Origin of the sequence: Streptomyces sp. NPDC096136, assembly GCF_044763325.1 — a bacterium.
Lineage (GTDB): Bacteria > Actinomycetota > Actinomycetes > Streptomycetales > Streptomycetaceae > Streptomyces.
The window spans coordinates 1-25,742 of record NZ_JBIWFZ010000020.1; the positions used below are offsets into that span (position 1 = coordinate 1).

24 protein-coding genes and 1 riboswitch are annotated in these 25,742 nt (G+C 72.5%); of the genes, 17 read left to right on the forward strand and 7 right to left on the reverse strand.

Going from position 1 to position 25,742, the window contains the following annotated elements:
- Positions 1-173: 173 nt before the first annotated feature.
- From ACIRBY_RS30375 to ACIRBY_RS30420, 10 genes are all read left to right on the forward strand, one after another.
- Entirely contained in the window at positions 174-764 is a 591-nt protein-coding gene (locus ACIRBY_RS30375; RefSeq protein WP_042811546.1) for a CDP-alcohol phosphatidyltransferase family protein, read from the forward strand.
- Between the two features lie 101 nt (positions 765-865).
- Entirely contained in the window at positions 866-3,364 is a 2,499-nt protein-coding gene (locus ACIRBY_RS30380) for a sugar phosphate nucleotidyltransferase (RefSeq protein ID WP_403906545.1), read from the forward strand.
- Positions 3,365-3,486: 122 nt separating this feature from the next.
- The gene (locus ACIRBY_RS30385; RefSeq protein ID WP_403906548.1) at positions 3,487-4,392 is read left to right on the forward strand and encodes a DUF881 domain-containing protein; all 906 of its coding nucleotides are present in this window, start codon (positions 3,487-3,489) and stop codon (positions 4,390-4,392) included.
- Entirely contained in the window at positions 4,389-4,721 is a 333-nt protein-coding gene (locus ACIRBY_RS30390; RefSeq protein ID WP_007262894.1) for a small basic family protein, read from the forward strand. The genes ACIRBY_RS30385 and ACIRBY_RS30390 overlap by 4 nt, the downstream gene beginning before the upstream one ends.
- The gene (locus tag ACIRBY_RS30395; RefSeq protein WP_403906550.1) at positions 4,718-5,608 is read left to right on the forward strand and encodes a DUF881 domain-containing protein; all 891 of its coding nucleotides are present in this window, start codon (positions 4,718-4,720) and stop codon (positions 5,606-5,608) included. The genes ACIRBY_RS30390 and ACIRBY_RS30395 overlap by 4 nt, the downstream gene beginning before the upstream one ends.
- A gap of 82 nt (positions 5,609-5,690) precedes the next feature.
- Positions 5,691-6,632 (forward strand): FHA domain-containing protein, encoded by a 942-nt coding sequence (locus tag ACIRBY_RS30400; protein WP_403906854.1) that lies wholly within the window; start codon positions 5,691-5,693, stop codon positions 6,630-6,632.
- 48 nt (positions 6,633-6,680) lie between these two features.
- Positions 6,681-7,445, forward strand: a complete 765-nt coding sequence (locus ACIRBY_RS30405) for a MerR family transcriptional regulator (protein ID WP_403906553.1) — start codon at positions 6,681-6,683, stop codon at positions 7,443-7,445.
- Between the two features lie 63 nt (positions 7,446-7,508).
- Positions 7,509-7,982 carry a bifunctional nuclease family protein gene (locus tag ACIRBY_RS30410; protein WP_007262890.1) on the forward strand — a complete coding sequence of 158 codons (474 nt, stop codon included), beginning with the start codon at positions 7,509-7,511 and terminating at the stop codon, positions 7,980-7,982.
- A 196-nt stretch (positions 7,983-8,178) separates the two neighbouring features.
- Positions 8,179-8,817, forward strand: coding sequence for a MerR family transcriptional regulator (locus ACIRBY_RS30415; protein WP_403906555.1), 639 nt, complete (start codon positions 8,179-8,181; stop codon positions 8,815-8,817).
- A 91-nt stretch (positions 8,818-8,908) separates the two neighbouring features.
- On the forward strand, positions 8,909-10,360 hold the full coding sequence (locus ACIRBY_RS30420; RefSeq protein ID WP_403906558.1) for a DNA polymerase IV: 1,452 nt from the start codon (positions 8,909-8,911) through the stop codon (positions 10,358-10,360).
- Here the strand turns inward: ACIRBY_RS30420 and ACIRBY_RS30425 are convergent.
- A complete protein-coding gene (locus ACIRBY_RS30425; protein WP_403906560.1) occupies positions 10,357-10,710 on the reverse strand; it encodes a PRC-barrel domain-containing protein in 354 nt (117 codons plus the stop codon). The genes ACIRBY_RS30420 and ACIRBY_RS30425 overlap by 4 nt on opposite strands.
- A gap of 112 nt (positions 10,711-10,822) precedes the next feature.
- Positions 10,823-10,921: riboswitch (glycine riboswitch) on the forward strand.
- Positions 10,922-11,115: 194 nt separating this feature from the next.
- Between ACIRBY_RS30425 and gcvP the strand changes: the two genes are divergently transcribed.
- Positions 11,116-14,001: an aminomethyl-transferring glycine dehydrogenase gene (gcvP, locus tag ACIRBY_RS30430; RefSeq protein WP_403906563.1), complete on the forward strand. Its 2,886-nt coding sequence runs from the start codon at positions 11,116-11,118 to the stop codon at positions 13,999-14,001.
- Between the two features lie 114 nt (positions 14,002-14,115).
- Here gcvP and ACIRBY_RS30435 read toward each other — a convergent pair whose 3' ends face one another.
- Positions 14,116-14,304, reverse strand: a complete 189-nt coding sequence (locus ACIRBY_RS30435; RefSeq protein ID WP_042809437.1) for a DUF5999 family protein — start codon at positions 14,302-14,304, stop codon at positions 14,116-14,118.
- A 364-nt stretch (positions 14,305-14,668) separates the two neighbouring features.
- The gene (locus ACIRBY_RS30440; protein ID WP_403906566.1) at positions 14,669-15,298 is read right to left on the reverse strand and encodes a hypothetical protein; all 630 of its coding nucleotides are present in this window, start codon (positions 15,296-15,298) and stop codon (positions 14,669-14,671) included.
- 495 nt (positions 15,299-15,793) lie between these two features.
- On the opposite strand from ACIRBY_RS30440, the gene ACIRBY_RS30445 reads away from it, so the two are divergent.
- Positions 15,794-17,329 carry a glutamate-cysteine ligase family protein gene (locus ACIRBY_RS30445; RefSeq protein WP_403906569.1) on the forward strand — a complete coding sequence of 512 codons (1,536 nt, stop codon included), beginning with the start codon at positions 15,794-15,796 and terminating at the stop codon, positions 17,327-17,329.
- A gap of 171 nt (positions 17,330-17,500) precedes the next feature.
- Positions 17,501-18,274 carry a CPBP family intramembrane glutamic endopeptidase gene (locus ACIRBY_RS30450; protein WP_403906856.1) on the forward strand — a complete coding sequence of 258 codons (774 nt, stop codon included), beginning with the start codon at positions 17,501-17,503 and terminating at the stop codon, positions 18,272-18,274.
- Between the two features lie 21 nt (positions 18,275-18,295).
- On the opposite strand, the gene ACIRBY_RS30455 is transcribed toward ACIRBY_RS30450, so the two are convergent.
- Positions 18,296-19,114 carry a PhzF family phenazine biosynthesis protein gene (locus tag ACIRBY_RS30455; RefSeq protein ID WP_403906572.1) on the reverse strand — a complete coding sequence of 273 codons (819 nt, stop codon included), beginning with the start codon at positions 19,112-19,114 and terminating at the stop codon, positions 18,296-18,298.
- 92 nt (positions 19,115-19,206) lie between these two features.
- The gene (locus tag ACIRBY_RS30460) at positions 19,207-19,947 is read right to left on the reverse strand and encodes a hypothetical protein (RefSeq protein ID WP_403906573.1); all 741 of its coding nucleotides are present in this window, start codon (positions 19,945-19,947) and stop codon (positions 19,207-19,209) included.
- A gap of 227 nt (positions 19,948-20,174) precedes the next feature.
- Here ACIRBY_RS30460 and ACIRBY_RS30465 point away from each other — a divergent pair, with 227 nt between their 5' ends.
- Positions 20,175-20,789 (forward strand): PadR family transcriptional regulator, encoded by a 615-nt coding sequence (locus tag ACIRBY_RS30465; RefSeq protein ID WP_403906576.1) that lies wholly within the window; start codon positions 20,175-20,177, stop codon positions 20,787-20,789.
- A 112-nt stretch (positions 20,790-20,901) separates the two neighbouring features.
- Here ACIRBY_RS30465 and ACIRBY_RS30470 read toward each other — a convergent pair whose 3' ends face one another.
- Positions 20,902-21,330: an SRPBCC family protein gene (locus tag ACIRBY_RS30470; protein WP_403906578.1), complete on the reverse strand. Its 429-nt coding sequence runs from the start codon at positions 21,328-21,330 to the stop codon at positions 20,902-20,904.
- 171 nt (positions 21,331-21,501) lie between these two features.
- Between ACIRBY_RS30470 and ACIRBY_RS30475 the strand changes: the two genes are divergently transcribed.
- Together ACIRBY_RS30475 and ACIRBY_RS30480 are read left to right on the forward strand one after the other, a co-directional pair.
- A complete protein-coding gene (locus tag ACIRBY_RS30475; protein ID WP_403906581.1) occupies positions 21,502-22,494 on the forward strand; it encodes an EamA family transporter in 993 nt (330 codons plus the stop codon).
- Positions 22,495-22,708: 214 nt separating this feature from the next.
- Positions 22,709-23,680, forward strand: coding sequence for a DMT family transporter (locus ACIRBY_RS30480; RefSeq protein ID WP_403906584.1), 972 nt, complete (start codon positions 22,709-22,711; stop codon positions 23,678-23,680).
- Here ACIRBY_RS30480 and ACIRBY_RS30485 read toward each other — a convergent pair.
- Positions 23,662-24,327, reverse strand: a complete 666-nt coding sequence (locus ACIRBY_RS30485; RefSeq protein ID WP_403906586.1) for a pyridoxamine 5'-phosphate oxidase family protein — start codon at positions 24,325-24,327, stop codon at positions 23,662-23,664. The two genes, ACIRBY_RS30480 and ACIRBY_RS30485, sit on opposite strands and share 19 nt — an antisense overlap.
- Before the next feature lie 28 nt (positions 24,328-24,355).
- Between ACIRBY_RS30485 and ACIRBY_RS30490 the strand changes: the two genes are divergently transcribed.
- On the forward strand, positions 24,356-25,696 hold the full coding sequence (locus tag ACIRBY_RS30490; RefSeq protein ID WP_403906588.1) for an aminotransferase class I/II-fold pyridoxal phosphate-dependent enzyme: 1,341 nt from the start codon (positions 24,356-24,358) through the stop codon (positions 25,694-25,696).
- Positions 25,697-25,742: the final 46 nt, after the last annotated feature.

A 25,742-nucleotide genomic window follows, 5' to 3' on the forward strand; every position in this document is an offset into this window, starting at 1 on the left:
GGTACTGCAGGGGGGACCCTGTGGGAGAGTAGGACGCCGCCGAACAATCATTGTGGGAAAGCCCCGCACCTTCTGGTGCGGGGCTTTTCTGCGTTCCGGGACCCTTCGCCGACTCCTGTAGGGTCTGGGGAGCATAGATTCGACATTTCTACAGTCACAGTGGAGGCCCCCGGGTGGAGGTCCAGGAGACTCGGGTCCAGACTGACCGAATTTTCACCATTCCGAACATCCTCAGCATGGCCCGCCTCGTCGGCGTGCCGCTGTTCCTCTGGCTCATCCTGGCGGAGTACGACGGCTGGGCACTGCTCGTGCTCATGCTGAGCGGCGTCAGTGACTACCTCGATGGGAAACTCGCGCGGCGCTGGAACCAGATCAGCAAACTGGGCCGGCTCCTGGACCCCGCCGCAGACCGGCTCTACGTCCTGACCACGCTCTTCGGACTCACCTACCGGGGGATCCTGCCGCTGTGGCTCACCGCCGCGCTGCTGGCCCGTGAGGCAATGCTGCTGGTCATGGTGTGGATCCTGCGTCGGCACGGCTATCCGCCGCCCCAGGTCAACTTCCTCGGCAAGGCCGCCACCTTCAACCTGATGTACGCCTTCCCCCTCCTCCTGCTCAGTGACGGTACGGGCTGGTTGGCCTGGATGGCGTCCGTTTTCGGATGGGCGTTCGCGGGTTGGGGTACAACGCTCTATTGGTGGGCAGGAATCCTTTACGTGGTGCAAGTCCGCCGTTTGGTCAAGGCGGATGCCACGGCCGATTGAGCTCACTCGGCGCCGGTGCTGACGCGGAGGAGTAGCGGAGTATCCGTCCGGGACGGGTGAGGTCGGCCAGACCGTCATCTCTCTAGGAGGACTCTTCCGACATGAAGGCCGTCGTGATGGCCGGTGGCGAAGGAACGCGGCTTCGCCCCATGACCTCAAGCATGCCCAAGCCGCTCCTGCCGGTGGCGAACCGGCCGATCATGGAGCACGTGCTCAGGCTGCTCAAGCGGCATGGGCTCAGCGAGACCGTGGTCACAGTCCAGTTCCTGGCGTCACTCGTCAAGAACTACTTCGGTGACGGCGAAGAGCTCGGCATGGAGCTCACCTACGCCAACGAGGAGAAGCCACTCGGCACCGCCGGCAGCGTGAAGAACGCAGAGGAGGCCCTGAAGGACGACACCTTCCTGGTCATCTCCGGCGACGCGCTCACCGACTTCGACCTCACCGACCTCATCAGCTTCCACAAGGAGAAGGGCGCACTCGTCACGGTGTGCCTCACCCGGGTGCCGAACCCGCTGGAATTCGGCATCACCATCGTGGACGAAGAGGGCAAGGTCGAGCGCTTCCTCGAGAAGCCGACCTGGGGGCAGGTGTTCTCGGACACCATCAACACCGGCATCTACGTGATGGAGCCGGAGATCTTCAACTACGTCGACCCCGACGTGTCGGTCGACTGGTCCGGCGACGTCTTCCCCCAGCTGATGAAGGAAGGCCGGCCGATCTACGGCTACGTGGCCGAGGGCTACTGGGAGGACGTGGGCACCCACGAGAGCTACGTCAAGGCGCAGGCCGACGTGCTCGAGGGCAAGGTCCAGGTCGAGATGGACGGCTTCGAGATCTCGCCCGGGGTCTGGATCGCCGAAGGTGCCGAGGTGAGCCCCGACGCCGTACTGCGCGGACCGCTGTACATCGGCGACTACGCCAAGGTCGAGGCCGGGGCCGAGGTCCGCGAGCACACCGTCGTCGGATCCAACGTGGTCGTCAAGAGCGGGGCCTTCCTGCACAAGGCCGTCGTCCACGACAACGTCTACATCGGGCCGCACAGCAACCTGCGCGGCTGCGTCATCGGGAAGAACACCGACATCATGCGGGCCGCCCGGATCGAGGACGGCGCCGTCATCGGCGACGAGTGCCTGGTCGGCGAGGAGTCCATCGTCCAGGGCAACGTCCGCGTCTACCCCTTCAAGACGATCGAGGCGGGCGCCTTCGTCAACACCTCCGTGATCTGGGAGTCCCGCGGCCAGGCCCACCTCTTCGGCGCGCGCGGCGTCACCGGGATCCTGAACGTGGAGATCACCCCCGAGCTGGTGGTGAAACTCGCCGGCGCCTACGCGACCACCCTCAAGAAGGGGGCGATCGTCACCACGGCCCGCGACCACTCCCGAGGCGCCCGCGCCCTCAAGCGCGCCGTGATCTCGGCGCTCCAGGCCAGCGCGATCGACGTGCGCGACCTGGAGAACGTACCGCTGCCCGTGGCCCGTCAGCAGACGGCCCGGGGCGCGGCGGGCGGGATCATGATCCGAACCTCGCCGGGGGTGCCGGACTCGGTGGACATCATGTTCCTCGACGAGCGGGGCGCGGACCTCTCGCAGGCGCAGCAGCGCAAGCTGGACCGCGTCTACGCACGTCAGGAGTACCGCCGGGCCTTCCCCGGGGAGATCGGCGACCTGCAGTTCCCGTCGAGCGTCTTCGACTCGTACACGGGCTCCCTGTTGCGGCGGGTGGACACCACCGGCATCGCCGACTCCGGGCTCAAGGTCGTCGTGGACGCCTCGAACGGCAGCGCCGGCCTCGTCCTGCCCAGCCTGCTCGGCCGGCTCGGCGTGGACGCGCTGACGATCAACCCCGGCCTCGACGAGTCCAGGCCGACCGAGAGCCACGAGTCCCGGCGTGCCGGACTGGTTCGGCTCGGCGAGATCGTGGCCTCGGCGCGGGCGGCCTTCGGCGTGCGCTTCGACCCGGTCGGCGAGCGGATCTCCCTGGTGGACGAGCGCGGTCGGATCATCGAGGACGACCGGGCGCTGCTCGTCCTGCTCGACCTGGTGGCGGCGGAGAAGCGCAGCGGCAAGGTGGCCCTGCCGGTGACCACGACCCGGGTCGCCGAGCAGGTGGCGGCGTACCACGGGACCCAGGTGGAGTGGACGACGACCTCGCCCGACGACCTGACCCGGGTGGGCCGCGAGGAGACGACGATCTTCGGCGGCGACGGCCGGGGCGGCTTCATCGTCCCCGAGTTCAGCAGCGTCTTCGACGGATCGGCGGCCTTCGTCCAGCTCATCGGGCTGGTCGCGCGCACCCAGCTCACGCTGAGCCAGATCGATTCCCGCATCCCGCGGGCGCACGTGCTCAAGCGGGACGTGCCCACCCCGTGGGCGGCCAAGGGGCTCGTGATGCGGCGGGTCGTGGAGGCGGCAGGGGACCGGCAGGTGGACACCACCGACGGCGTGCGCGTGGTCGAGGCCGACGGACGGTGGGCGCTGGTCCTGCCGGACCCGGCGGAGGCGGTCACCCACCTGTGGGCCGAGGGCCCGGACGACGCGTCCGCGCAGGCCCTGCTGGACGAATGGGCCGGGGTGGTCGACGGAGCCGGCCAGCACTGACCCGTCCCCCTTCGTACGCGTGTGCGGAAGGGGGTGGGAGTACGGCGGGCCGGGCACGGCGTGTCATCCGGTCCGGTCCGCCGTACGGTCGCATTGGATGTGGGCGGCGCCGACATGCGACGATGAGCGGCATGTCGCAGCCGCCCACCAACCGGAGTCCGGCCACACCGCCGGCGCGCCCGGACGCGTCCATGTCGCTGCTGACGCACGTGATGGACCACAGCCTCGACGAGGGCTATGCGGAAGCCTCGGCCCGGCGCGCGGCGGACGGTACGGCGGGGCTGCCGCGCACCCTCAAGGCCAAGCTGGCTCTCGCCGCGGGCCTCGTGCTGGCCGCGATGGTCGTCACGCTGGGTGCGGCGCAGGCGCGGGTGGCGGCGCCGGTACTGGCCAAGGAGCGCCAGGAGCTGATCGACCGGGTAGAACGGGCCGACCGGCACGCGGACACCCTGGAGCGGGACGTCGAGCGGCTGCGGACCGAGGTGGCCGACCGCCAGCGCGAGGCGCTGAAGCAGCCGGGCGGCCGGCAGGCCCAGCTCACGGCGTTGCTGTCGGGTGCAACCGAGGTGCACGGTCCGGGCGTCAAGCTTGTGGTGGACGATGCCAAGGGGTCCTCGTCGGGCGGCGGAGGCGGCCCGCGCGAGAGCGCCGGGTTCTCGGACACCGGGCGGGTCCGCGACCGGGACATGCAGCGGGTCGTCAACGGGCTCTGGCAGTCCGGGGCCGAGGCGGTCTCGATCAACGGACAGCGGCTGACGGCGCTGTCGGCGATCAGGGCGGCCGGTGACGCCATACTGGTCGACAACCGGCCGCTGGTGCCGCCCTACGAGGTCCTCGCGGTCGGGGACAAGAAGCGGCTCGGGACCGCGTTCCAGGACTCCGTGGACGGGCAGTACCTGCACGTGCTGCAGGAGAGCTACGGAATCCGCTACAGCCTGTCCCCGGTGGACGAGGTGAAGCTGCCGGCCGCGTCGAGCCTGACCGTGCGGTCGGCCACAGCAGAAGAGCCGAAGAAGGGTGCGTCGTGATCGCGGTACTGGGCCTCCTGGCGGGAGTGGTGGTCGGACTTCTCGTCCGCCCCGAAGTGCCGGCCGTGGTGGAGCCTTATCTGCCGATCGCCGTGGTGGCGGCCCTGGACGCGGTGTTCGGCGGTCTGCGCGCGATGCTGGACGGGATCTTCGTGGACAAGGTCTTCGTCGTGTCGTTCCTTTCGAACGTGGTGGTCGCCGCGCTGATCGTCTTCCTCGGCGACAAACTGGGCGTCGGCTCGCAGCTGTCGACGGGCGTGGTCGTGGTCCTCGGCATCCGGATCTTCTCCAACGCGGCGGCCATCCGCCGGCACGTCTTCCGGGCGTGAGGCCGATGAGCGCCGACAACACCCCCCAGGGGGAGCCGGGACCGGAGCCGGAGCCGACGGAGCGTGCGACGGAGCGTGCCGGGGGCCAGGGGCCGCAGGCGCCGCTCCCGGGCGCCCCGCAGCCGGACGCGACGCCTCCCGGCGCGCCTCGGCCGGAGCCGGAGGAGACCGGGCGGCAGCGCCTGGCGGCCGGGCTGTGGCCGCCGCGGTTCAGCCGGGCCCAACTGATCGTGGCGCTGCTGCTGTTCGTCCTGGGTCTCGGGCTCGCCATCCAGGTGCGCTCCAACAGCGACTCCAGCGCGCCGCTTCGCGGCGCCCGCCAGGAGGACCTCGTGCGCATCCTGGACGAGCTGGACGGGCGGACCAAGCGCCTGGAGGACGAGAAGCAGAAGCTGGACGACCAGCGCAGGGAGCTCCAGAGCAGCTCCAACCAGGCCGAGGAGGCCCGCAGGCAGACGCTGGAGCGGGAGCGGCAACTGGGCATCCTGGCCGGTACCGTGGCCGCACAGGGACCGGGCATCACGCTGAAGATCACCGACGCCAAGGGCCAGGTGCGCTCCGACCAGCTGCTGGACACCCTCCAGGAGCTGCGGGCGGCCGGGGCCGAGGCGATCCAGATCAACGGCGTGCGCGTGGTGGCGGGATCGTACTTCTCGGACGAGGGCGGTGGGGTCGCGATCGACGGCAAGAAGATCACACAACCCTACGAGTTCAGGGTGATCGGCAGGCCGCAGGACCTGGAGCCGGCGCTCAACATCCCGGGCGGTGTCGTGCAGACCATGGAGAAGGAACAGGCCACGGTCGCCGTCACACGGTCGGCGAAGATCATTGTGGATGCCTTGCGGGCTGCGAAGCAGCCTGACTACGCTCGGTCGTCATCGCCGTGAGACGGAGCGGAACGAGGACGGTCCCACGCGGGCGGACGCCTGCGGGGGGTCGACGCACCGAAGTCGCGGTGCGTGGTGGAAACTGTCTGGTGGTTACGGACGTTGTCAGAATGTCCGGGTCGGCAGGTGTGTGTATGCGGAGTTCGTCCTGCCCCACGGGCGGGTCTGTTTCGGTCAAGGGGAATCGCCCGTGAAGTTGTTTGAGAAGTTGTTCGGCAAGAAGAACCGCGAGGAAAGCGGTACGGCACGCCACCGTGCGGGCCACGGCGAGGGAGAGGGCCAGGGAGACCGGCCGCTCTTCCGTGACGAGGTGGCCGGCCCCGGGGCCGGCGCGGGGGCGCAGGGCGCGCCCTCCGCCGACCCTTCGGCTGCCGGGCGCATAGGTTTCGGAGACCCGTCAACCCCGGGTGCGGGTGGAGGGTTTGCTTCCGATCCGTACGCCACCAGCGCTGCCGCGGGCCGGCCGCGGCGCGAGGAGCCGTCCATGTCGGCCGAGCAGACGTGCGGCAGGTGCGGGCACCGCAGCGATGCGGCGAGCCGTTTCTGCTCCAACTGCGGGGCGCCGCTGCGGGCGGGTCTGACGCCGGAGCGCGCCTCGGAGACCACGTCCACGATCTCGATCTCCGGCCTGGAGGCCTACGAGGCCGAGGCGACCGGACAGCACATGTCGCCCTCGCTCTCCCCCGAGGCCCAGGCCGCGGTGGAGGCACTGCCCCCGGGTTCCGCCCTGCTCATCGTGCGGCGCGGCCCCAACTCGGGCAGCCGCTTCCTGCTGGACGGGGAGCTGACCACGGCGGGCCGGCACCCGCAGAGCGACATCTTCCTGGACGACGTCACCGTCTCCCGGCTCCACGTCGAGTTCCGCCGGGGCCCCGAGGGCGGCTTCACCGTCGCCGACGTCGGCAGCCTCAACGGCACGTACGTGAACCGCGAGCCGATCGACTCGGTCGCCCTGCACAACGGCGACGAGGTGCAGATCGGCAAGTACCGGCTCGTCTTCTACGCGAGCCTGCGGGGCGTCTGACCCCCACCCCCGGACTCCGTCCGGGGGGACCTCCGGAGGGAAGGTCCCATGCTGCGCACCCCGACCGGCGGCGCCCCGAAGAAGGGCGCCGCCGGAACCGCCGGCTCGGCCGGGCAGCTGGTGAGCATCGGCACGGTGCTCACCATGCTGCGCGACGAGTTCCCCGAAGTCACGATCTCGAAGATCCGCTTCCTGGAGGCGGAGGGGCTCGTCGAGCCCCGGCGCACGCCTTCCGGATACCGCAAGTTCAGCACGGACGACGTGGAGCGGCTCGCGCGCGTCCTGCGCCTCCAGCGCGACCACTACCTGCCGCTGAAGGTCATCCGCGAGCAGCTCGACGCGCTCGACCGGGGCGAGCAGATCCGGATTCCGGCTCCGGCCGCGCACGGCGAGTCCGTCGAGGGCTCCGGCGGGTACGGGGAGGCGGGCGGGGCGCCGCCCGCCGCGGCCCGGGTCGGACGGGCCGAGCTGATCGCCGCCGCCGAGGCGGACGAGGAGCAGCTCGCCGAGTGGGAGTCGTACGGGCTCGTCTGCGAGGAGGCCGCCGGCGGGTTCGGCGCCGAGGCCGTGGCCGTGGCCCGCCTGATCGCCGACCTCGGCCGCTTCGGACTGGAACCGCGCCACCTGCGGGCCATGAAGGCGGCGGCCGACCGGGAGGCCGGTCTGGTGGAGCAGGTGGTCGCACCGCTGCGCCGGCACCGCAATCCGCAGACCAGGGCGCACGCCGAGGCCACGATGAAGGAGCTCGCTGGGCTCTCCGTACGGCTCCACGAGGCCTTCGTACAGGCCGCTCTCGGGGTGCGGCTCCACTGAACACGGGCGCCCCGACCGGGCCCCGACTACCCAAACCTGCCGGGCAGGTCCTAGGGTTGCTGTGTGAACGAGCTCGACGTTGTGGGTGTCCGGGTGGAAATGCCCTCCAACCAGCCGATCGTGCTCCTGCGTGAAGTGGGAGGCGACCGGTACCTCCCCATCTGGATCGGTCCTGGGGAGGCGACCGCCATTGCCTTCGCGCAACAGGGAATGGCCCCGGCCAGGCCGCTGACGCACGACCTGTTCAAGGACGTGCTGGAGGCGGTCGGCGAGGAGCTGACCGAGGTCCGGATCACGGATCTGCGGGAGGGCGTCTTCTACGCGGAGCTGGTCTTCGCCAGTGGCGTCGAGGTGAGCGCGCGGCCTTCCGACGCCATAGCACTGGCCCTGCGGACGGGGACGCCGATCTACGGCAGCGACGGCGTGCTGGACGACGCCGGAATCGCGATTCCCGACGAGCAGGAGGACGAGGTGGAGAAGTTCCGCGAGTTCCTCGACCAGATCTCTCCCGAGGACTTCGGCACGGGCCCTCAGTAGGGCCGGAGGCGGGCACGGCGCGCACCGCGTCGTCCACCCGGGACATTCAGCCCATTCGAGTAGCCTTTCCCCGCAATGGGGTACGGGAAACCACTCTCAGGGTGATTATCACTCGGCGTGCCGAGTGTGGCGATCGTTGACGCACCCCGGGTCACTGCCTACCTTCAAGGTGGCAGGTCAAGGACGGAGGGTCGGCGTGAGGACCACGGGCGACGGTACGACCGGGGGCATCCCCGTACGGAGTGACGGTGGTCCGTCCCCGCTGCTCGGCGGCGGGTCGGGTGCCGCGCACCGTCAGCCGGCGTCGAAGCCGGTCGGACCGGTGGACGACGCGCCGGCGCCCGAGCAGGTCGGCTACCGCGGACCGACGGCGTGCGCCGCCGCCGGGATCACCTACCGGCAGCTGGACTACTGGGCGCGCACCGGGCTCGTGGAGCCCAGCGTGCGGCCCGCCTACGGTTCGGGGACCCAGCGGCTGTACAGCTTCCGCGACGTCGTCGTCCTCAAGATCGTCAAGCGTTTCCTGGACACCGGGGTGGCCCTCCAGAACATCCGCACCGCCGTGCAGCACCTGCGCGGCCGGGGATTCTCGGACCTGGAGCGCATGACGCTGATGAGCGACGGCGCGACCGTCTACGAGTGCACCTCCCCGGACCAGGTCGTGAGCCTGCTCCAGGGCGGCCAGGGGGTCTTCGGCATCGCGGTCGGCGTGGTCTGGCGCGACGTGGAGAACGCCCTCTCGCAGCTGCACGGGGAGCGCGTGGACACCGGCGAGACCGTGGTCGGCCACAACCCGTCCGACGAGCTCGCCGCCCGCCGCAACCGGGCCGGCTGACGCCCGGGCCGGCGGCCGGCCCGGGCGGGGCCGCCGGGCGCGGGCCGGGCGCACCCGCGCGTTGTCAGTGGCATGGGGCAGCATCGGTGCCGTGAGAACCGCGCCGACCATCCTGCATCTGGACATGGACGCCTTCTACGCCTCCGTGGAGCAGGCGTCGAAGCCCAGTCTGCGCGGGAAGGCCGTGATCGTCGGCGGCCTCGGCCCGCGCGGGGTGGTGGCCACCGCCTCGTACGAGGCCCGGCGCTTCGGGGTGCACTCGGCGATGCCGACCGCCCAGGCCCGCCGGCTCTGCCCCAACGGCGCCTACCTGATCCCCCGCTTCCTGCTCTACCGCGAGGTCAGCGAGATCGTCATGGGCCTGCTGCGCGAGCTGTCGCCCCTGGTGGAGCCGCTCAGCCTGGACGAGGCCTTCGTGGACCTGGAGGCGGGCGGCAGCGCCTTCGACTCCGCGGGCGCCCGGGCCGCGGGGGAGCGGCTGCGGGCCGACATCACGGCCGCCACGGGCCTCAGCGGGTCGGTGGGCCTGGCCGGGTCGAAGATGCTCGCCAAGGTCGCCTCCGAGGAGGCCAAGCCGGACGGGCTGCTGCTGATCGAGCCCGGCACCGAGCGCGCGCTGCTCGCCCCGATGTCGGTGCGGACCCTGCCCGGGGTGGGCCCGGCGACCGGGGAGCACCTGCGCCGGGCCGGGATCACCACGGTGGGGGAGCTGGCCGAGGCCGGAGAGGACGAGCTGGTCCGGATGGTGGGCCGGGCGCACGGGGTGGGCCTCTACCGGATGGCCCTGGGGCTGGACGACCGGCCGGTGGTCGCGGAGCGGGACGCGAAGTCGGTGTCGGTGGAGGACACCTTCGACGTCGACCTGCACGACCGGGTGCGGATCCGCTTCGAGGTGCAGCGGCTCTCCGACCGGTGCGTGGGACGGCTGCGGGCCTCCGGCCACTCGGGGCGCACCATCGTCCTCAAGGTGCGCCGCTACGACTTCTCCACCCTGACCCGCTCCGAGACCCTGCGCGGGCCCACCGACGATCCGGCCGTGGTGCGCGAGGCGGCCGCGCGGCTCCTGGAGGGCGTGGACACCACGGGCGGGGTGCGGCTCCTGGGGGTCGGCGTGACCGGGCTCGCGGACTACACCCAGGAGGACCTCTTCGCCCAGGCGCTCGGCGCGGGCACGGAGGAGGCCGCCGCCGGGGCGGAAGGGGCCCTGGAGGCGGACGGGACGGCCGGGGGCGCGGCCGCCCCCGGGGCGCCGGGGAAACCAGGGATCCCGGGGGCTCCAGGGGGCCCCGGGGCCGCCGCGGCGCCCGGGGAGGACCCGTACGCCGCCGCGGTGCGGCACTGGCCCGCGGGCAGCGACGTACGGCACGCGGTGTACGGGCCCGGGTGGGTCCAGGGCAGCGGGGTCGGGCGGGTGACCGTGCGCTTCGAGCGGCCCGGGTCGCCGCCCGGGCGGGTCCGTACGTTCCTGGTGGACGACCCCGAGCTGGAGGCCTCCGACCCGCTGCCCCTCGTGGGCCGGCCCGCTCCGGACGGCGCGCCCTAGCGCTTCTCCGGCGGGGGGAGGTGGAGGTCGCCGGGCATGGACACGTCCAGGCCGTAGTGGTGGTACAGCTGGAGCTCCTGTTCGGGGGAGAGGTGGCGGCCCACGCCGAAGTCGGGGGCGTCCTTGATCAGGGAGCGTTCGAAGGGGACGCGCAGCACCTCTCCGACCACCTCGCTCGGCTCCAGCGGGACGAAGGCGTCCCTGCCGAACAGGCCGGTGCGGACCGCGGCCCACTCAGGGACGCCCGTGGCGTCGTCCAGGTAGACCTCGTCCACGGTGCCGATCTTGGCCCCGTTCCGGTCGAACGCCTTGCGGCCGATCAGGCTGCGCGGATCGATGTCGGTCTGCACGGTCCCTCCACGTGGTCGCAGTCATCCGTAATGACTACAAAAGTGCATATTCCGATAGGGGGCCACTCGAGGGAGGGTCCAGATCCTCGCTGGTAGGCTGGGTGGCGGCTGTTGACCCTGTGCGGGAGAGTCCTCCGAGTGAGCTCGACGGAGGCGCCGAAGGAGCAAATCCTCCCCGGAATCTCTCAGGCATACGTACCGCACGCGACGAGGCCACTCTGGAAAGCAGGAGCGGGTGCCGGGCGCGCAGTGCCGGTCCCACTCCTCACCGACGGTGAAAGCCGGACGACGGGCGACCCCCGAGACTCCGGTGAAGCTCTCAGGTTGAGATGACAGAGGGGGAGGCCGTCCGGGTGCCCGCGCCGTGGTGCCCCTCGCAGGTCGTACGACCAGGAGGCCTCCGTAATGACCGCCAACCGCATTCCGCTCTCCCAGCTCGAGCGGGGCATCCCCTTCGAGCAGCGTCACATCGGCCCGGACGCCGAGGCGCAGGCGAAGATGCTCGCCCAGGTGGGCTACGGCTCCCTCGACGAGCTGACCGCCGCCGCGGTACCGGATGTGATCAAGACCGCCGAAGCGCTGAACCTGCCCGAGGCGCGGACCGAGGCCGAGGTGCTCGCCGAGCTGCGCTCGCTCGCCGACCGCAACCAGGTCCTGTCGTCGATGATCGGTCTCGGTTACTACGGGACCTTCACGCCGCCGGTGATCCTGCGCAACGTCATGGAGAACCCCGCCTGGTACACGGCCTACACCCCGTACCAGCCGGAGATCTCGCAGGGCCGCCTGGAGGCCCTGCTGAACTTCCAGACCGTCGTCGCCGAGCTGACCGGCCTGCCGACCTCCGGCGCCTCCCTGCTCGACGAGGGCACCGCCGCCGCCGAGGCCATGACGCTCGCCCGCCGCGTGGGCAAGGTCAAGGGCAACGTCTTCCTGGTGGACGCCGACGCGCTGCCGCAGACCATCGCCGTGATCGAGACCCGCGCCGAGCCGATCGGCATCGAGGTCGTCGTCGCGGACCTCTCCGAGGGCATCCCCGCCGAGATCGCCGAGCGCGGCGTCTACGGCGTGCTCCTCCAGTACCCGGGCGCCTCCGGCGCCGTGCGCGACATCAAGGCCGTCATCGACCAGGCCCACGGGCTCGGTGCGATCGTCACCGTCTCCGCCGACCTGCTCGCGCTGACCCTGCTGGCCTCCCCGGGCGCCCTCGGCGCGGACATCGCCGTCGGCACCACCCAGCGCTTCGGCGTCCCGATGGGCTTCGGCGGCCCGCACGCCGGCTACATGGCCGTCCAGGCCAAGCACGCCCGCTCGCTGCCCGGCCGCCTCGTCGGCGTCTCCGTGGACGCGGACGGCAACAAGGCCTACCGTCTGGCCCTCCAGACCCGCGAGCAGCACATCCGCCGCGAGAAGGCCACCAGCAACATCTGCACCGCGCAGGTCCTGCTCGCCGTCATGGCCGGCATGTACGCCGTCTACCACGGCCCGGACGGCCTGAAGACGATCGCCCTGCGCACCCACCGCTACGCCGCGCTGCTCGCCGCGGGCCTGACGGCCGGCGGGGTCGAGCTGGTGCACGGCTCCTTCTTCGACACCGTCACCGCCCGGGTGCCCGGCAAGGCCGCCGAGGTCGTCGCCGCCGCGCGCGAGGGCGGCGTGAACCTCCACCAGGCGGACGCCGACCACGTCTCGATCTCCTGTGACGAGACCACCCTGCGCGCCGACCTCGAGGCCGTCTGGGCCGCCTTCGGCGTCTCCGCGGACATCGAGGCCCTGGACGCCACCACCGGGGACGCGCTGCCCGAGGGCGTGCTGCGCTCGGACGCGTACCTGACCCACCCGGTCTTCCACCAGCACCGCTCCGAGACCGCGATGCTGCGCTACCTGCGCAAGCTCTCGGACAAGGACTACGCGCTGGACCGCGGCATGATCCCGCTGGGCTCCTGCACCATGAAGCTCAACGCGACCACCGAGATGGAGCCGGTGACCTGGCCCGAGTTCGGCCAGCTGCACCCCTTCGCCCCGGTCGAGCAGGCCGAGGGGTACCTCACGCTCATCAACGAGCTGGAGGAACGTCTCTGCGAGGTCACCGGCTACGACAAGGTCTCCATCCAGCCGAACGCCGGCTCCCAGGGCGAGCTCGCCGGCCTGCTGGCCGTGCGCGCCTACCACCGTGCGAACGGCGACGAGCAGCGCACCATCTGCCTCATCCCGTCCTCCGCGCACGGCACCAACGCCGCGAGCGCCGTGATGGCCGGCATGAAGGTCGTCGTCGTCAAGACCGCCGACGACGGCGAGGTGGACACCGAGGACCTCCGCGCCAAGATCGAGCAGCACCGCGACGAGCTCGCCGTGCTCATGATCACGTACCCGTCGACGCACGGCGTGTTCGAGGAGCACGTCGCCGACATCTGCGCCCGGGTGCACGAGGCGGGCGGCCAGGTCTACGTGGACGGCGCCAACCTGAACGCCTTGGTGGGCCTGGCCAAGCCGGGTCACTTCGGCGGCGACGTCTCGCACCTGAACCTGCACAAGACCTTCTGCATCCCGCACGGCGGCGGCGGTCCGGGCGTCGGCCCGGTCGGCGTCCGGGCGCACCTCGCTCCGTACCTGCCGAACCACCCGCTCCAGCCGACCGCCGGCCCGGAGACGGGCGTCGGCCCGATCTCGGCCGCGCCGTGGGGCTCCGCGGGCATCCTGCCGATCTCCTGGTCGTACGTCCGCCTGATGGGCGGCGAGGGCCTCAAGCGCGCCACCCAGGTGGCGGTGCTCGGCGCCAACTACATCGCCAAGCGCCTGGAGCCGCACTACCCGGTGCTCTACACCGGCCCGGGCGACCTCGTCGCGCACGAGTGCATCATCGACCTGCGCCCGCTGTCGAAGGAGACCGGCGTCAGCGTCGACGACATCGCCAAGCGCCTGATCGACTACGGCTTCCACGCCCCGACCATGTCCTTCCCGGTGGCCGGCACGCTGATGATCGAGCCGACGGAGTCCGAGGACCTCGCCGAGATCGACCGCTTCTGCGACGCGATGATCGCCATCCGCGCCGAGATCGAGCGGGTCGCGGGCGGCGAGTGGCCGGCGGACGACAACCCGCTGGCCAACGCCCCGCACACGGCGGCGTCCCTGGGCGGCGAGTGGAACCACCCGTACACCCGCGACGAGGCCGTCTTCCCCGGTGGCGTCTCCGCCGCCGAGAAGTACTGGCCGCCGGTGCGCCGGATCGACGGCGCCTTCGGCGACCGCAACCTGGTGTGCTCCTGCCCGCCGCTGGACGAGTACGACAACTGAGCCCTCGGGCCCGGCGCCCCCCTGAGGGGGCGCCGGCAGCACGCTGAAAGGGGCCGGTCCCGGAGCTCTCCGCTCCGGGACCGGCCCCTTCGTACGTCCGTGTGCGGTGCCCGCTCAGGCCGCCGCGAGCGGGCGGTGCGGAGCGATGATCTTGCCGTCCGGCAGCAGCTCACCGGTGTCCTCGAAGAGCAGGACGCCGTTGCACAGCAGGCTCCAGCCCTGCTCCGGGTGGTTGGCCACCGGGCGCGCGGCCTCCCGGTCGGCGGACTCTGATGACGGGCAGGCAGGCTGGTGCTGGCACATGGATGCGTTCTTTCGCTGCGGTGTGGTCTGTTCGCTACGGCTCGATGCGTGATTCATGGCCGTCCCCCTGGGTCGTCCCCGCGCCTGCGGGGAGGATGTCCTCAGTCTTCCCCTATGACGGCTGCTTCGCAGGGATTTCCCGGCAGCAGTCCTCATGGATTGAGGACGCATCACTCGTGCGGGCGGTTCAAGCCAACTGCCCTGTCCTTTCGGATGGTTCACGACTGGTCCCGGCGGGCTAGGCCGAATGGGTCATGTGGGTCAGACGGCGTGTCGGGCGGCGGGACGAGCTGGTATGCGGGGCCCGGGCACGCCGCGGGCGCGGCCCGGATCGCGGGCCGCGCCCGCGGGCGGAGCGGGGGGTTCAGGCCGCGGGGGCCGCCAGGGTGGGCGGTACGGGTGGTACGGGCGGGGCCGCCGGGGTCAGCCGGTGGGTCAGTACGGGCAGCAGCTCCGAGACGGGATGCGGCCGGTAGGGGGCGATCCCGGGCGGGGCCGGGGCCAGCGGCACCAGCAGGTCGGCCGCAGCGGGCAGGCCGGCGGCGGCGTCGGCGCCGACCGCCCCGTGCAGCCACAGGGTCAGCATGTAGAGCTCCGGGACGGACAGCAGCCGGGGCTGGTAGGTCTTGCCGAGCTGCTCCGCCTGGCGCAGGGCCCGCTCGGTGGCGGCGACGTAGGGCCCCTCGAAGAAGTGCGAGAAGGCCCAGCCGTCCGGAGTGAGCCGCGTGTCGGCCGCCGCCACGAAGCGGTCGCCGCTGCGGATCAGGAACCGCCAGGCGGTGAGGCGGGTGCGGGGCGGCCGGCCGTCGGCCGCGCGGCCGGACATGCTCAGGCGGTCGAGCACGTGGACCGGAAGGGGGAGCTCGGCGGTCATCGGACCCTGGACCGCGCGCAGGGCGGGGGTGTGTGCCTCGTGGACGGCGGTGGGAGAACCGAGTGCCGCGAGGACGCTGCGCAGGGCGGGCGCGGGGGCCGGGTGGACATGCAGCGGCATGGTGGGTCGCCTCTCACTTGGGAGACCGGTGGTGCAGGGGAAGGTGCGGACGGCGCTGTCGCATTCTGGGGTCAGAGGTGGGCATTGGGGCAATGGCCGCGCGCCAACTCTCTGCCTCGTTTGCGGAGTTTATACGACATGTGTTCACACAGTGTTTCGGCTAGCTGTCCCGCCTATTGCCGACAAGGCGCTTACCGGTCCCGCTGTCATGGTATTCATGCCGTTCGCGCGTGAAGGAACCGCGCTGACCTCGGAGGTTACCGGAAGGGGGCTCGGCTGGAAAGTGCCGGTAATCATGAACGGGTAAAACCCGTACGGAATTTGCGCACCGCGGGTTGCCAGGCGAATGTGCCGGAGCGCCCATCCGGCCACACCGGCGCGCGCTCCCCGCCAAGCCGCTCCGCGCGGCGTTATCGATCACGGGCCCTGGGCATCATCGACCGTAACGCGCGCCCGGGTGCACCGGGCCAGGCCCACTCGAGGAGGGACGCTTCGATGGGGGAGAAGGTCGTGGCAGGCGGATTCGACCTGTCCGATCGGCATCGGTATCGGAGGAAGCTTCACGAGTGCCTGGAGGGGCTGGAGCGGCTTCTGGCGGAGAAGAGGTTCGACCGCCCCAAGAACATGATGGGACTGGAGATCGAGCTGAATCTCGCGGGTGCCGACGGTTTGCCGCGCATGGTGAATGCGCAGGTGCTGGAGCGGATTGCGAGCCAGGATTTCCAAACCGAACTCGGAATGTTCAACCTGGAGGTGAACGTCCTTCCGCACCGGCTCGACGGCCGGGTATTCGACCGGCTCGCGGAGGAGCTGAGCGCGGGCCTGCACTACGCCCACCGGCAGGCCGCGGAGATCGACGCGGGGGTGGTGATGATCGGGATCCTCCCGACGATCACCCGCGCGGACCTGGCGCTGGCCAACCTGTCGGCCGTGGACCGCTACTCGCTGCTCAACGAGCAGATCCTGATGATGCGCGGCGAGGACTTCCGGCTGGACATCGAGGGGGTCGAGCGGCTGACCTGGAGCACCGGGTCGATCGTGCCGGAGGCCGCCTGCACCTCCGTACAGCTGCACCTCCAGGTCACCCCGGCGCGGTTCTCGGACGTGTGGAACGCCGCCCAGGCGGTGACCGCCGTACAGATAGCGGTGGGGGCGAACTCGCCGTTCCTGTTCGGGCGCGAGCTGTGGCGCGAGTCGCGTCCGCCGCTGTTCACCCAGGCCACGGACACCCGGCCGCCCGAGCTCCAGGCCCAAGGGGTGCGGCCGCGCACCTGGTTCGGGGAGAAGTGGGTGGACTCGGTGTACGAGCTCTTCGCCGAGAACGTCCGGTTCTTCCCCTCCCTGCTGCCGATCTGCGACGAGGAGGAGCCGCTGCGGGTGCTCGCCGAGGGCGGGGTGCCCAGCCTCCAGGAGCTGGTGCTGCACAACGGCACGGTCTACCGGTGGAACCGGCCCGTCTACGGGGTGGCCGACGGGATGCCGCACCTGCGGGTGGAGAACCGGGTGCTGCCGGCCGGGCCCACCGTCGCCGACGTCGTCGCCAACGCCGCCTTCTACTACGGGCTGGTCCGCACCCTCGCGGACGAGCAGCGCCCGGTGTGGACCCGGATGTCCTTCGCGGAGGCCGAGGCCAACTTCGACGCCGCCTGCCGGTACGGGATCGACGCGCGGATCCGCTGGCCCCGCAAGGGCCGCTCCGGCGGGCTGGCGAGCGTGCCGGCCGTGCGGCTGGTGCTGGACGAGCTGCTGCCGATGGCCGCGGCCGGACTGGACGCCTGGGGCATCGAGCCCGCCGACCGCGACCTCTACCTGGGGATCATCGAGGAGCGGTGCCGACGCCGGGTGAACGGGGCGACCTGGCAGGTGGAGACGTACCACCGCGCCCTCGCGGGCGGTCTGGACCGCGACGCCGCCCTGGCGGCCACCACCCGCCGCTACAGCGAGCTGATGCACCGGGGCGACCCCGTGCACACCTGGCCGGTCGGTCTGGAGGAACAGGAGGTGGACGCGCCCGCGGCCGTCCGCCGCTGAACGGCGGCCCGCTCCGGCACCCGGTCCGGCCCGCCGGCGCCCCGGACCGGTGCGTCCGTCCCGTCCCGGTGATCCCGTCCGGCCTCCGAGGAGGCAGTATGGGGTGGTCGGAGCGTGACGGACGGGGCAGGACGGGAGTCGGGCGTGCGGGCGGAACCGGAGCCGGTGGCCATGGAGCTGGGCGAGGACGGGCGGCGGCGCCTGCTGCGCACCGAGACGCTGCTCGTGCTCGCGCTGTCGCTGGGCGCGAGCAGCGTCTCCGCGCTGATCAGCTTCATCGGCTCGCTCACCAAGCCGGGCGGCCTGAAGGACCAGGCCGCCACCCTCAACGGCTCCTACGCCCCCGGGCGTCCCTGGCTCGACCTGGCCTGGCAGCTGTTCGGGATCGCCACCGCCCTGGTTCCGGTGCTGCTCGTGGCGCACCTGCTGACCCGGGAGGGCGCGCCCGGCCTGCGGGTGCTGGGATTCGACCGCACCCGCCCCGGTCCGGACCTGGCCCGGGGCGCGCTGGTGGCCGCCGGCATCGGGAGCGCCGGACTGGCCTTCTACCTGGCGGCCCGCGCCGGCGGCTTCAACCTGACGGTGGTGCCGGAGGCACTGCCCGACGTGTGGTGGAAGTTCCCGGTGCTGATCCTCTCCGCGGTGCAGAACGCCGTGGTGGAGGAGGTCATCGTGCTCGCCTACCTGCTGCGCCGGCTGGGCCAGCTGGGCTGGTCGCCGACGGCCGCGCTGCTGGCCAGCTCCCTGCTGCGCGGCTCGTACCACCTCTACCAGGGCGTCGGCGGGTTCATCGGCAACGCGGTGATGGGCGTCGTCTTCGTCCTCGCCTACCGGCGCTGGGGCCGGGTGGGGCCGCTCGTCGTCGCGCACGCGCTGCTCGACATCGTGGCCTTCGGCGGGTACGCCCTGCTCGCCGGCAAGGTCGGCTGGCTGCCCACCCCGTAGGTCCTCAGGGGGAGGTGCGCCTCAGGGGGAGGTGCGCAGTTCGCCGTCGATGACGGTGACCGCGTGGCCCGTCAGGAGCGTGCGCTCGCCCCTCAGCCGTACCCGGACCAGGCCCCGGCGGGCCCCGCCCTGGAGGCCGGTCATCTCGGTGCGGCCCGTGCGCGCCGCCCAGAACGGGGCGAGGGCGGTGTGGGCGCTGCCCGTGACCGGGTCCTCGTCGATGCCGAGGGCGGGGAAGAAGCCGCGGCTGACGAAGTCGTAGCCGCGGGCGGGATCCTCGGCCGGGGCCGTGACGATCACCCCGCGGCGGGCGTAGCCGCGCAGGGCGGCGAAGTCGGGGGCGAGCTCCCGTACCGTCCGCTCGTCGGCCAGCTCCACCACCAGGTCGCCGATGTGGGCGGACGTGTCGTGCACCGACTTGATCGGGGCGCCGAGCGCGCGGGCGATCTCGGGATCCGCCTCGACCGGGGTGAGGGAGGAGGTCGGGAAGTCCATGGTCACGGTGGCGTCCTCGGCGACCTCGGCCGTGAGGACGCCGCAGCGGGCCGTGAACCGGATCAGGCCCTCGGCCAGGCCGCTCGTGGCCAGGGCGTGCGCGGTGGCGAGGGTGGCGTGGCCGCACATGTCGACCTCGGCGGTCGGGGTGAACCAGCGCAGCGCCCAGTCGGCGTCCCCGCCGGGCGGCAGCGGGTGGGCGAAGGCCGTCTCGGAGAGGTTGACCTCCGCGGCGACCTGCTGGAGCCAGGCGTCCGGCGGGAAGGGCCCGTCCAGGAGGAGGACCCCGGCGGGGTTGCCGTGGAAGGGGCGGTCGGTGAAGGCATCGATGATTCGCAGGCGCATGGACCGACCGTAGGTGTCCGCCGGGACGCGCACCAAGGCCAATCCGGGATGACTGGCCTTGGTGCCCCCCGGTGCGCGCGCGTCGGCGTCGGTCAGGTCCGGGAGAGGGCCTTGGTGCCCGACAGCAGGGGGATCAGGGTGTAGTTCCCGTCTCCGGATCCGCAGGTGGGGGCGGTGTCCGCGGTGCCGGAGACCTTCGTGCCGGTGCGGAAGCGCCCGTCACCGCTCGGCAGGAAGGTGGTGAAGTGGTCGGTGAAGCGGTCGAAGTAGTACTGGCACTGCTGGAGGTTGAGGTAGCGGCCGGCGGTCAGGTCCAGCGCCCTGACGGACGACAGCAGGGGCACCAGCTGGTAGAGCCCGCGCCCCGGACCGCAGGAGACCTGGGTGTCGGGGGTGTTCGAGACGTTGGTCCCGGCGCTCCACTCGCTGCCCCCGCCCGGGACGATCACGGTCAGGTGGTCGTGCTGGAGGTCGGAGTAGTACACGCACTGGTGCAGGTTCAGGTAGCGGCCGGAGCCCAGGTCGAGGGACTCGAAGGCGGCCCAGGGGCGGACCGGGGTGTAGTTGCCGTCGCCGCCGCCGCAGGACAGGTCCCGGTCCGGCGCGGCCGCGGTGTCGGTGCCCGTGGTGAACCGGCCGTCGCGGCTGGGCACCAGCGTCGTGAAGTAGTCGACCCCCGGGGTGGGGGCGTACACGCACTGGTGCAGGTTGAGCACGCTTCCCGCCAGCGGGCGCGCCTGGTCGGCGGCGGCCGGTCCGGTGAGCAGGCCGAGCAGTGCCGCGGCGCCGGCCGCCGCGGCGAGCCGCTTCCTGATCCGTCCCTGGTGGCGCATGGATGTCCCCTTTGGTCGGCTTCCCATGGATTCGCGGGGCAAGAACAGCACGCGCGGACGAGCGTCGACTAGGAGTTCCCTCGGCAATCCACCCCAAAGGGTGCAGGTGGGGAGCGGTGTTGCCGCTTTCGGTTGCGATAGTTTCCGATATATCGTTGACGCATCGCGATGGATCAGCGATAGTGAAACACGTCAAGCAATCACAGTGAGGCGAAAGGAGCGCAGTGATGCGTTCACGCGGACAGCACGACCACGGGCACGAGCACGGACGGGGTCACGGCCACTGCGGGCCGGACCGTCGGGAGGAGTTCAGGGGGCTGCGCGCGGCGTTCGGGCCGTTCGGCCCCGGCTTCGGCGGCGGGCCCTTCGGCGGACGGGGCGGGCGGGGCGGCCCGCGCGGGAGGGCGAGGCGCGGCGACGTGCGGGCGTCCATCCTGGCGCTGCTCGCCGACCGGCCGATGCACGGCTACGAGATGATCCAGGAGATCGGCGAGCGCAGCGGCGGGGCGTGGAAGCCCAGCCCCGGCTCGGTCTACCCGACCCTCCAGCTGCTCGAGGACGAGGGGCTGATCAGCAGTGCGAGCGAGGGCGGCAAGAAGCTGTTCACGCTCACCGACGCCGGCCGCACCGAGGCCGAGTCGGGCCCGGACGCCCCCTGGGAGGACGCCGGGCGCGGCTTCGACTTCGAGGCGATGCACGAGGTCCGTGCCGCCGGCGTCGGCCTGATGGAGGCCTTCGGGCAGGTCTTCAAGACCGGCACGCCCGAGCAGCGGGAGAAGGCCCTCGCGGTCGTCAACGACGCCCGCAAGAAGCTCTACCTGATCCTGGCCGACGAGCACTGAGCCGACGGGCGCCGTGCCGACGGGTGCCCGCCCGGCCCCGTGGAACGAGGACGGCGCGCCCCGCGAGGACTTTCGCGGGGCGCGCCGTCGTGTGTGCCCGGGGCGGGGCGGATCAGGCGACGAGGGCGGCCAGTCGGCGCAGCGACTCGTTCAGCGCGGCGGTCGCCGAGTCCTTGAGCTTGCCCGCCATCAGGGACACGGCGGCGCCGGTGAACTCCCCGTCGATGCGGACCTTCGTGGCCCCGCCGTCGGCGGTCAGCGTGTAGCGGGTCAGGACGGCGACCCCCATCGGGCCCTTGCCCGTGATGGCGAGGACGCGCCCGTCCTCCAGTTCCGAGACCGTCCAGAGGACCTCGGCGGGGAAGCCCATCATCTTCATGTTCTCGGTGAAGGTGGCGCCCACGGCGAGGGTCTCGGGGCCGCCCTTCGGGAAGTCGGTGTGGGTCATGCTCCACTGGCCGTACGCGCCCCAGTCGGTCAGCTGGGCCCAGAGCTTCGCGGCGGGCGCCTCGATGCGTGATTCCGCGGTGACTTCAGCCATGCGTCCACCCCTTCTCGTCGGGTACGTGCGGCGGAACGTAGCCCCGGGGGTCGGAACATTCAATACTGATGACCCGTCAGAAATGGGGGCCGCCCGACCCTTCGGTATCGGGTGCGTCTCAACAGGCGTCACTTGGATGACGCTCCTGACGCGTCCTGTCATGATGGCCCGATGCAAGCGTCAGGGAAGAACGCCGGACTGGGCCTCGCCCTTGTCTCGGCGTGTGCGTTCGGTGGTTCCGGCGTCGCGGCGAAGCCGCTGATCGAGGCGGGTCTGGACCCGCTCCACATGGTGTGGCTGCGGGTGGCGGGGGCGGCCCTGGTGCTGTCCCCGCTGGCCTGGCGGCACCGTGATCTGGTGCGGCGGCGGCCCCTGCTGCTCGCCGGGTTCGGGCTGGTGGCCGTCGCGGGCGTACAGGCCTTCTACTTCGCCGCCCTCTCGCGGATCCCCGTCGGCGTGGCCCTGCTGCTGGAGTACCTGGGGCCGGCGCTGCTGCTCGGTTACATCCGGTTCGTGCAGCGCAAGCCCGTGACCCGGGCGGCCGCGGCCGGCGCGGCGGTGGCCGTCGCGGGGCTGGCCTGCGTGGTCGAGATCTGGGCCGGGCTCAGCCTGGACCCGCTCGGGGTGCTCCTCGGCCTCGCCGCCGCCTGCTGCCAGGCCTTCTACTTCGTCTTCGCGGACCAGGGCACCGACGGCGAGGACGTGCCCGACCCGATGGGCGTGATCGCGCACGGGATGGTCGTCGGCGCCCTGGTGATGACCGTGCTGGCCCGCCCCTGGCAGATGGACTGGCAGGTGCTGGGCGGGGACGCGGCGCTGGGGGGCGTGCAGGTGCCCGCCCTGGTGCTGCTGGGCTGGGTGGTGCTGGTCGCCACCGTGGCCGCGTACCTGACCGGCGTGGTCTCGGTGCGCATGCTCTCGCCCCAGGTGGCGGGCGTGGTGGCCAACCTGGAGGCGGTCGTGGCCACCGTCCTGGCCTGGGTGCTGCTGGGCGAGCACCTCTCGACGTGGCAGATGGCCGGCGGTGCGCTGGTGCTGGGCGGCGCCTTCATCGCCCAGTCCTCGCGGCCTGCGCCGGCCGCCGTGGGCGAATCGGTTCTGCCCGCGTCCCCGCCCGGGGCCGGGCCCGGGGCCGGGGTCGAGCCCGAGAAGGCGAGCGCGTAGGGCCGCGGGGCGTCCGGTCCGGTCCGCCCTGGCCCGCGCGGCGGGCAGGGCGTAGGGTGCTGACCATGCATGCGACCGTGCTTCCGCCTCCCGCCGCCTAGCGCGGGCGGCCGCCACCGTACGAGAGACCGGCCCCGGGTTCCCGGGGAGGTCCGTGCTGCCCGCGAAGCGATGACCCCCCTTCTTCATCCTTCACGCATGCGCGGAGAAACACGTGTCGAACCATTCGCCCGCCGCCGGGCGCAGCCTGCTCTACCTCGTCGTCGCCGGAGTCGCCTGGGGCACCGCCGGGGCGGCGGCCTCCCTCCTCTTCCTGGCCAGTGACCTCGGTCCACTCGCCCTCTCGTTCTGGCGCTGCGCCGGCGGGCTGGTGGTGCTGCTGGCGGTGCTGGCCGTACGCCGCCGCGCGCGGGCGGGGCGCGGGCGGCGCCCCTCGGCCGCCTCGCTGATCGGGACCGGCCTGATGTTCACCCTCTTCCAGGCCGCCTACTTCGGCGCCGTGCGGGAGACGGGCCTGGCCGTCGGCACCGTGGTCACCCTGGGGGCGGGGCCCGTGCTGATCGCGCTGGGCGCGCGGTACTGGATGGGGGAGCGGCTCGGCCGGGGCGGGGTGGCCGCCGTCGGCGGCGCCCTGGGCGGGCTCGCCGTCCTGGTGCTGGGCTCCGGGGGCGGCGAGGTGCGGCCGCTCGGGGTCGGGTGGGCCCTGCTCTCGGCCGCCGGGTACGCGGGGATGACCCTGCGGGCGCGCTGGCTCGGGCGGCGCGGCGCGGGCGGGGACCCGCTGGTCACCACCGCCTGGTCGGTGGGCGTGGGCACGGTGTGCCTGCTGCCGCTCGCCGCGGTGGAGGGGCTGCTGCCGCACACCGGCGAGCCCGCGCGGGTGCTCGGGCTGCTGGTGTACGTCGCCGTGGTGCCGACGGCCCTGGCGTACGCCCTGTACTTCACCGGGGCCGCGGCCGTACGGGCCGCCACGGTGTCCGTGATCATGCTGATCGAGCCGGTGAGCGCGGCCGCCATCGCCGTCGTGGTGCTCGGGGAGCGGCTGACCGGGGCCGTGGTGCTGGGCACCGTCCTGCTGCTGTCGGCGGTGGGCGCCCTGATCGCGGCCGAGTCGCGCAGGCCCGCGGGCGGGGCGGACCTGCCCGGGGGCCGGCCCGCCCGTGAGGCTCAGAGCGCGCTGACGTAGTCCGGGACGGCGATGCCGGGGTCCAGGTCGGCGGCGGGGACGGGGGTGCCGTACGCCGGCGCCACCGGGACCACGCCCGACCAGAAGGGCAGCCCCAGGTCCTCGGCATCGTCGTTCGGCCCGCCCGTGCGGACCTTCGCGGAGACCTCCTCCAGGTCCAGCCGGATCACCGCCGTCGCCGCGAGCTCCTTGGCGTCGGCGGGCCGGGAGTCGGCGGAGCGGCCGGGTACGACGTGGTCGACCAGGGCGTCCAGGGCCATGCGGCGCTCCGCCTCGTCGGTGACCTGGCGGGCCGTGCCGTGCACGACCACCGAGCGGTAGTTGATCGAGTGGTGGAAGGCCGACTTGGCCAGTACCAGGCCGTCCACGTGCGTCACCGTCAGGCAGACCGGCAGGCCCGGGTCCTCCTGGCCGGCGGCCAGGAGCGGGCGCGAACCGGTGGAGCCGTGCACGTACAGGGTCTCGCCCACCCGGCCGTACAGCGTCGGGAGGACCACCGGCGCGCCGTCGCGGACGAAGCCCAGGTGGCAGAGGTAGCTCTGGTCGAGTATCGCGTGCACCGTCTCGCGGTCGTAGCGGGCCCGCTGACGGGAGCGGCTCGGGATGGTGCGCCCGGTCGGCGCGTAGTCGGCGGGGTTGGCGCTCATGGTGCGGACTCCATTGTACTAGTGCATAATGGGCTTTGTGCTAGGAGAATATACGATCAGTGGGCGCCGCGCATCGGACATCGCGGCCAGCATCGAATCGGGCGTCGGCTCGGGCGCCCTCGCGCCCGGGGCGCTGCTGCCGCCGATGCGGGAGCTGGCCGGCGCGCTGGGGGTGAACCCCAACACCGTGGCGGCCGCCTACCGGTCGCTGCGCGAGCGCGGGATCATCGAGACCGACGGGCGGCGCGGCAGCCGGGTGCGCGGCCGGCCCGCCAGTGCCCCGCGCGACGCGCTGCGCCCGGACGTGCCCGAGGGCGTCCGGGACCTCGCGGACGGCAACCCGGACTTCACCCTGCTGCCCTCCCTGGAGGGGCCGCTGGCCGCCGCCGCCCGCCGGTACGCGCAGGCCCCGACCCGCTACGGGGAGGACCCGGTGCTCCCGGAGCTCGCCCGGCTCGCCCGCGCCGGCTTCGAGGCCGACGGGGTGCCCGCCGGGGCCCTGGCGGTGACCTCGGGGGCGCTGGACGGCATCGAACGGGTGCTGGCCGCCCACCTGCGGCCCGGGGATGCGGTGGCGGTCGAGGACCCGGGCTGGGGGAGCGTGCTCGACCTGGTCCCCGCGCTGGGCCTGCGGGTGCTCCCGGTGGCCGTCGACGACGAGGGGCCGCGGCCGGAGGCCCTGGCCCGGGCGCTGGAGGCGGGGGCCCGGGCGCTGGTGGTGACGGCCCGCGCGCAGAACCCGACCGGGGCCGCGGTCGCCCCGGAACGGGCCGCGCTGCTGCGGGAGCTGCTGGCAGGCCGGCCCGAGGTGCTGGTCATCGAGGACGACCACGGCATCGGGATCGTGGACCTGCCGCTCTGCCCGCTGGGCGGAGTCACCCGGCACTGGGCGCTGATCCGCTCCACGGCCAAGGCGTACGGCCCCGACCTGCGGCTCGCGGTGCTCACGGGCGACGCCGTGACGATGGACCGGGTCCGGGGCCGCCAGCGGCTGGGCCCCGGGTGGGTGAGCAGGCTGCTCCAGAGCACGGTGGCCGAGCTGTGGGCCACCGGCGCGGTGGACCGGGCGTTGGTGGCGCGCTCGTACGGGCTGCGGCGGGATGGGCTCGTCGCCGCGCTGGCGGAACGGGGGGTGCCGGCGCACGGGCGCAGCGGGATGAACGCATGGGTGCCGGTGGCCGACGAGACGGCGGTGGTCACCCGGCTGATGACGGCGGGCTGGGCGGTGCGGCCGGGCGCCGCCTACCGCGTGGAGGCGGGGCCCGGCGTCCGCGTGACCGTCTCCACGCTGGACCCGCGCGAGATCCCGCGGCTGGCCGACGCCGTCGCGGCGGCGGTCCGCCCGGCGCCGGGCGCCCGCTTCGACTGACGGCGCGCACGCGAAGGCCCCCGCCGCGCGGTGCGGCGGGGGCCGG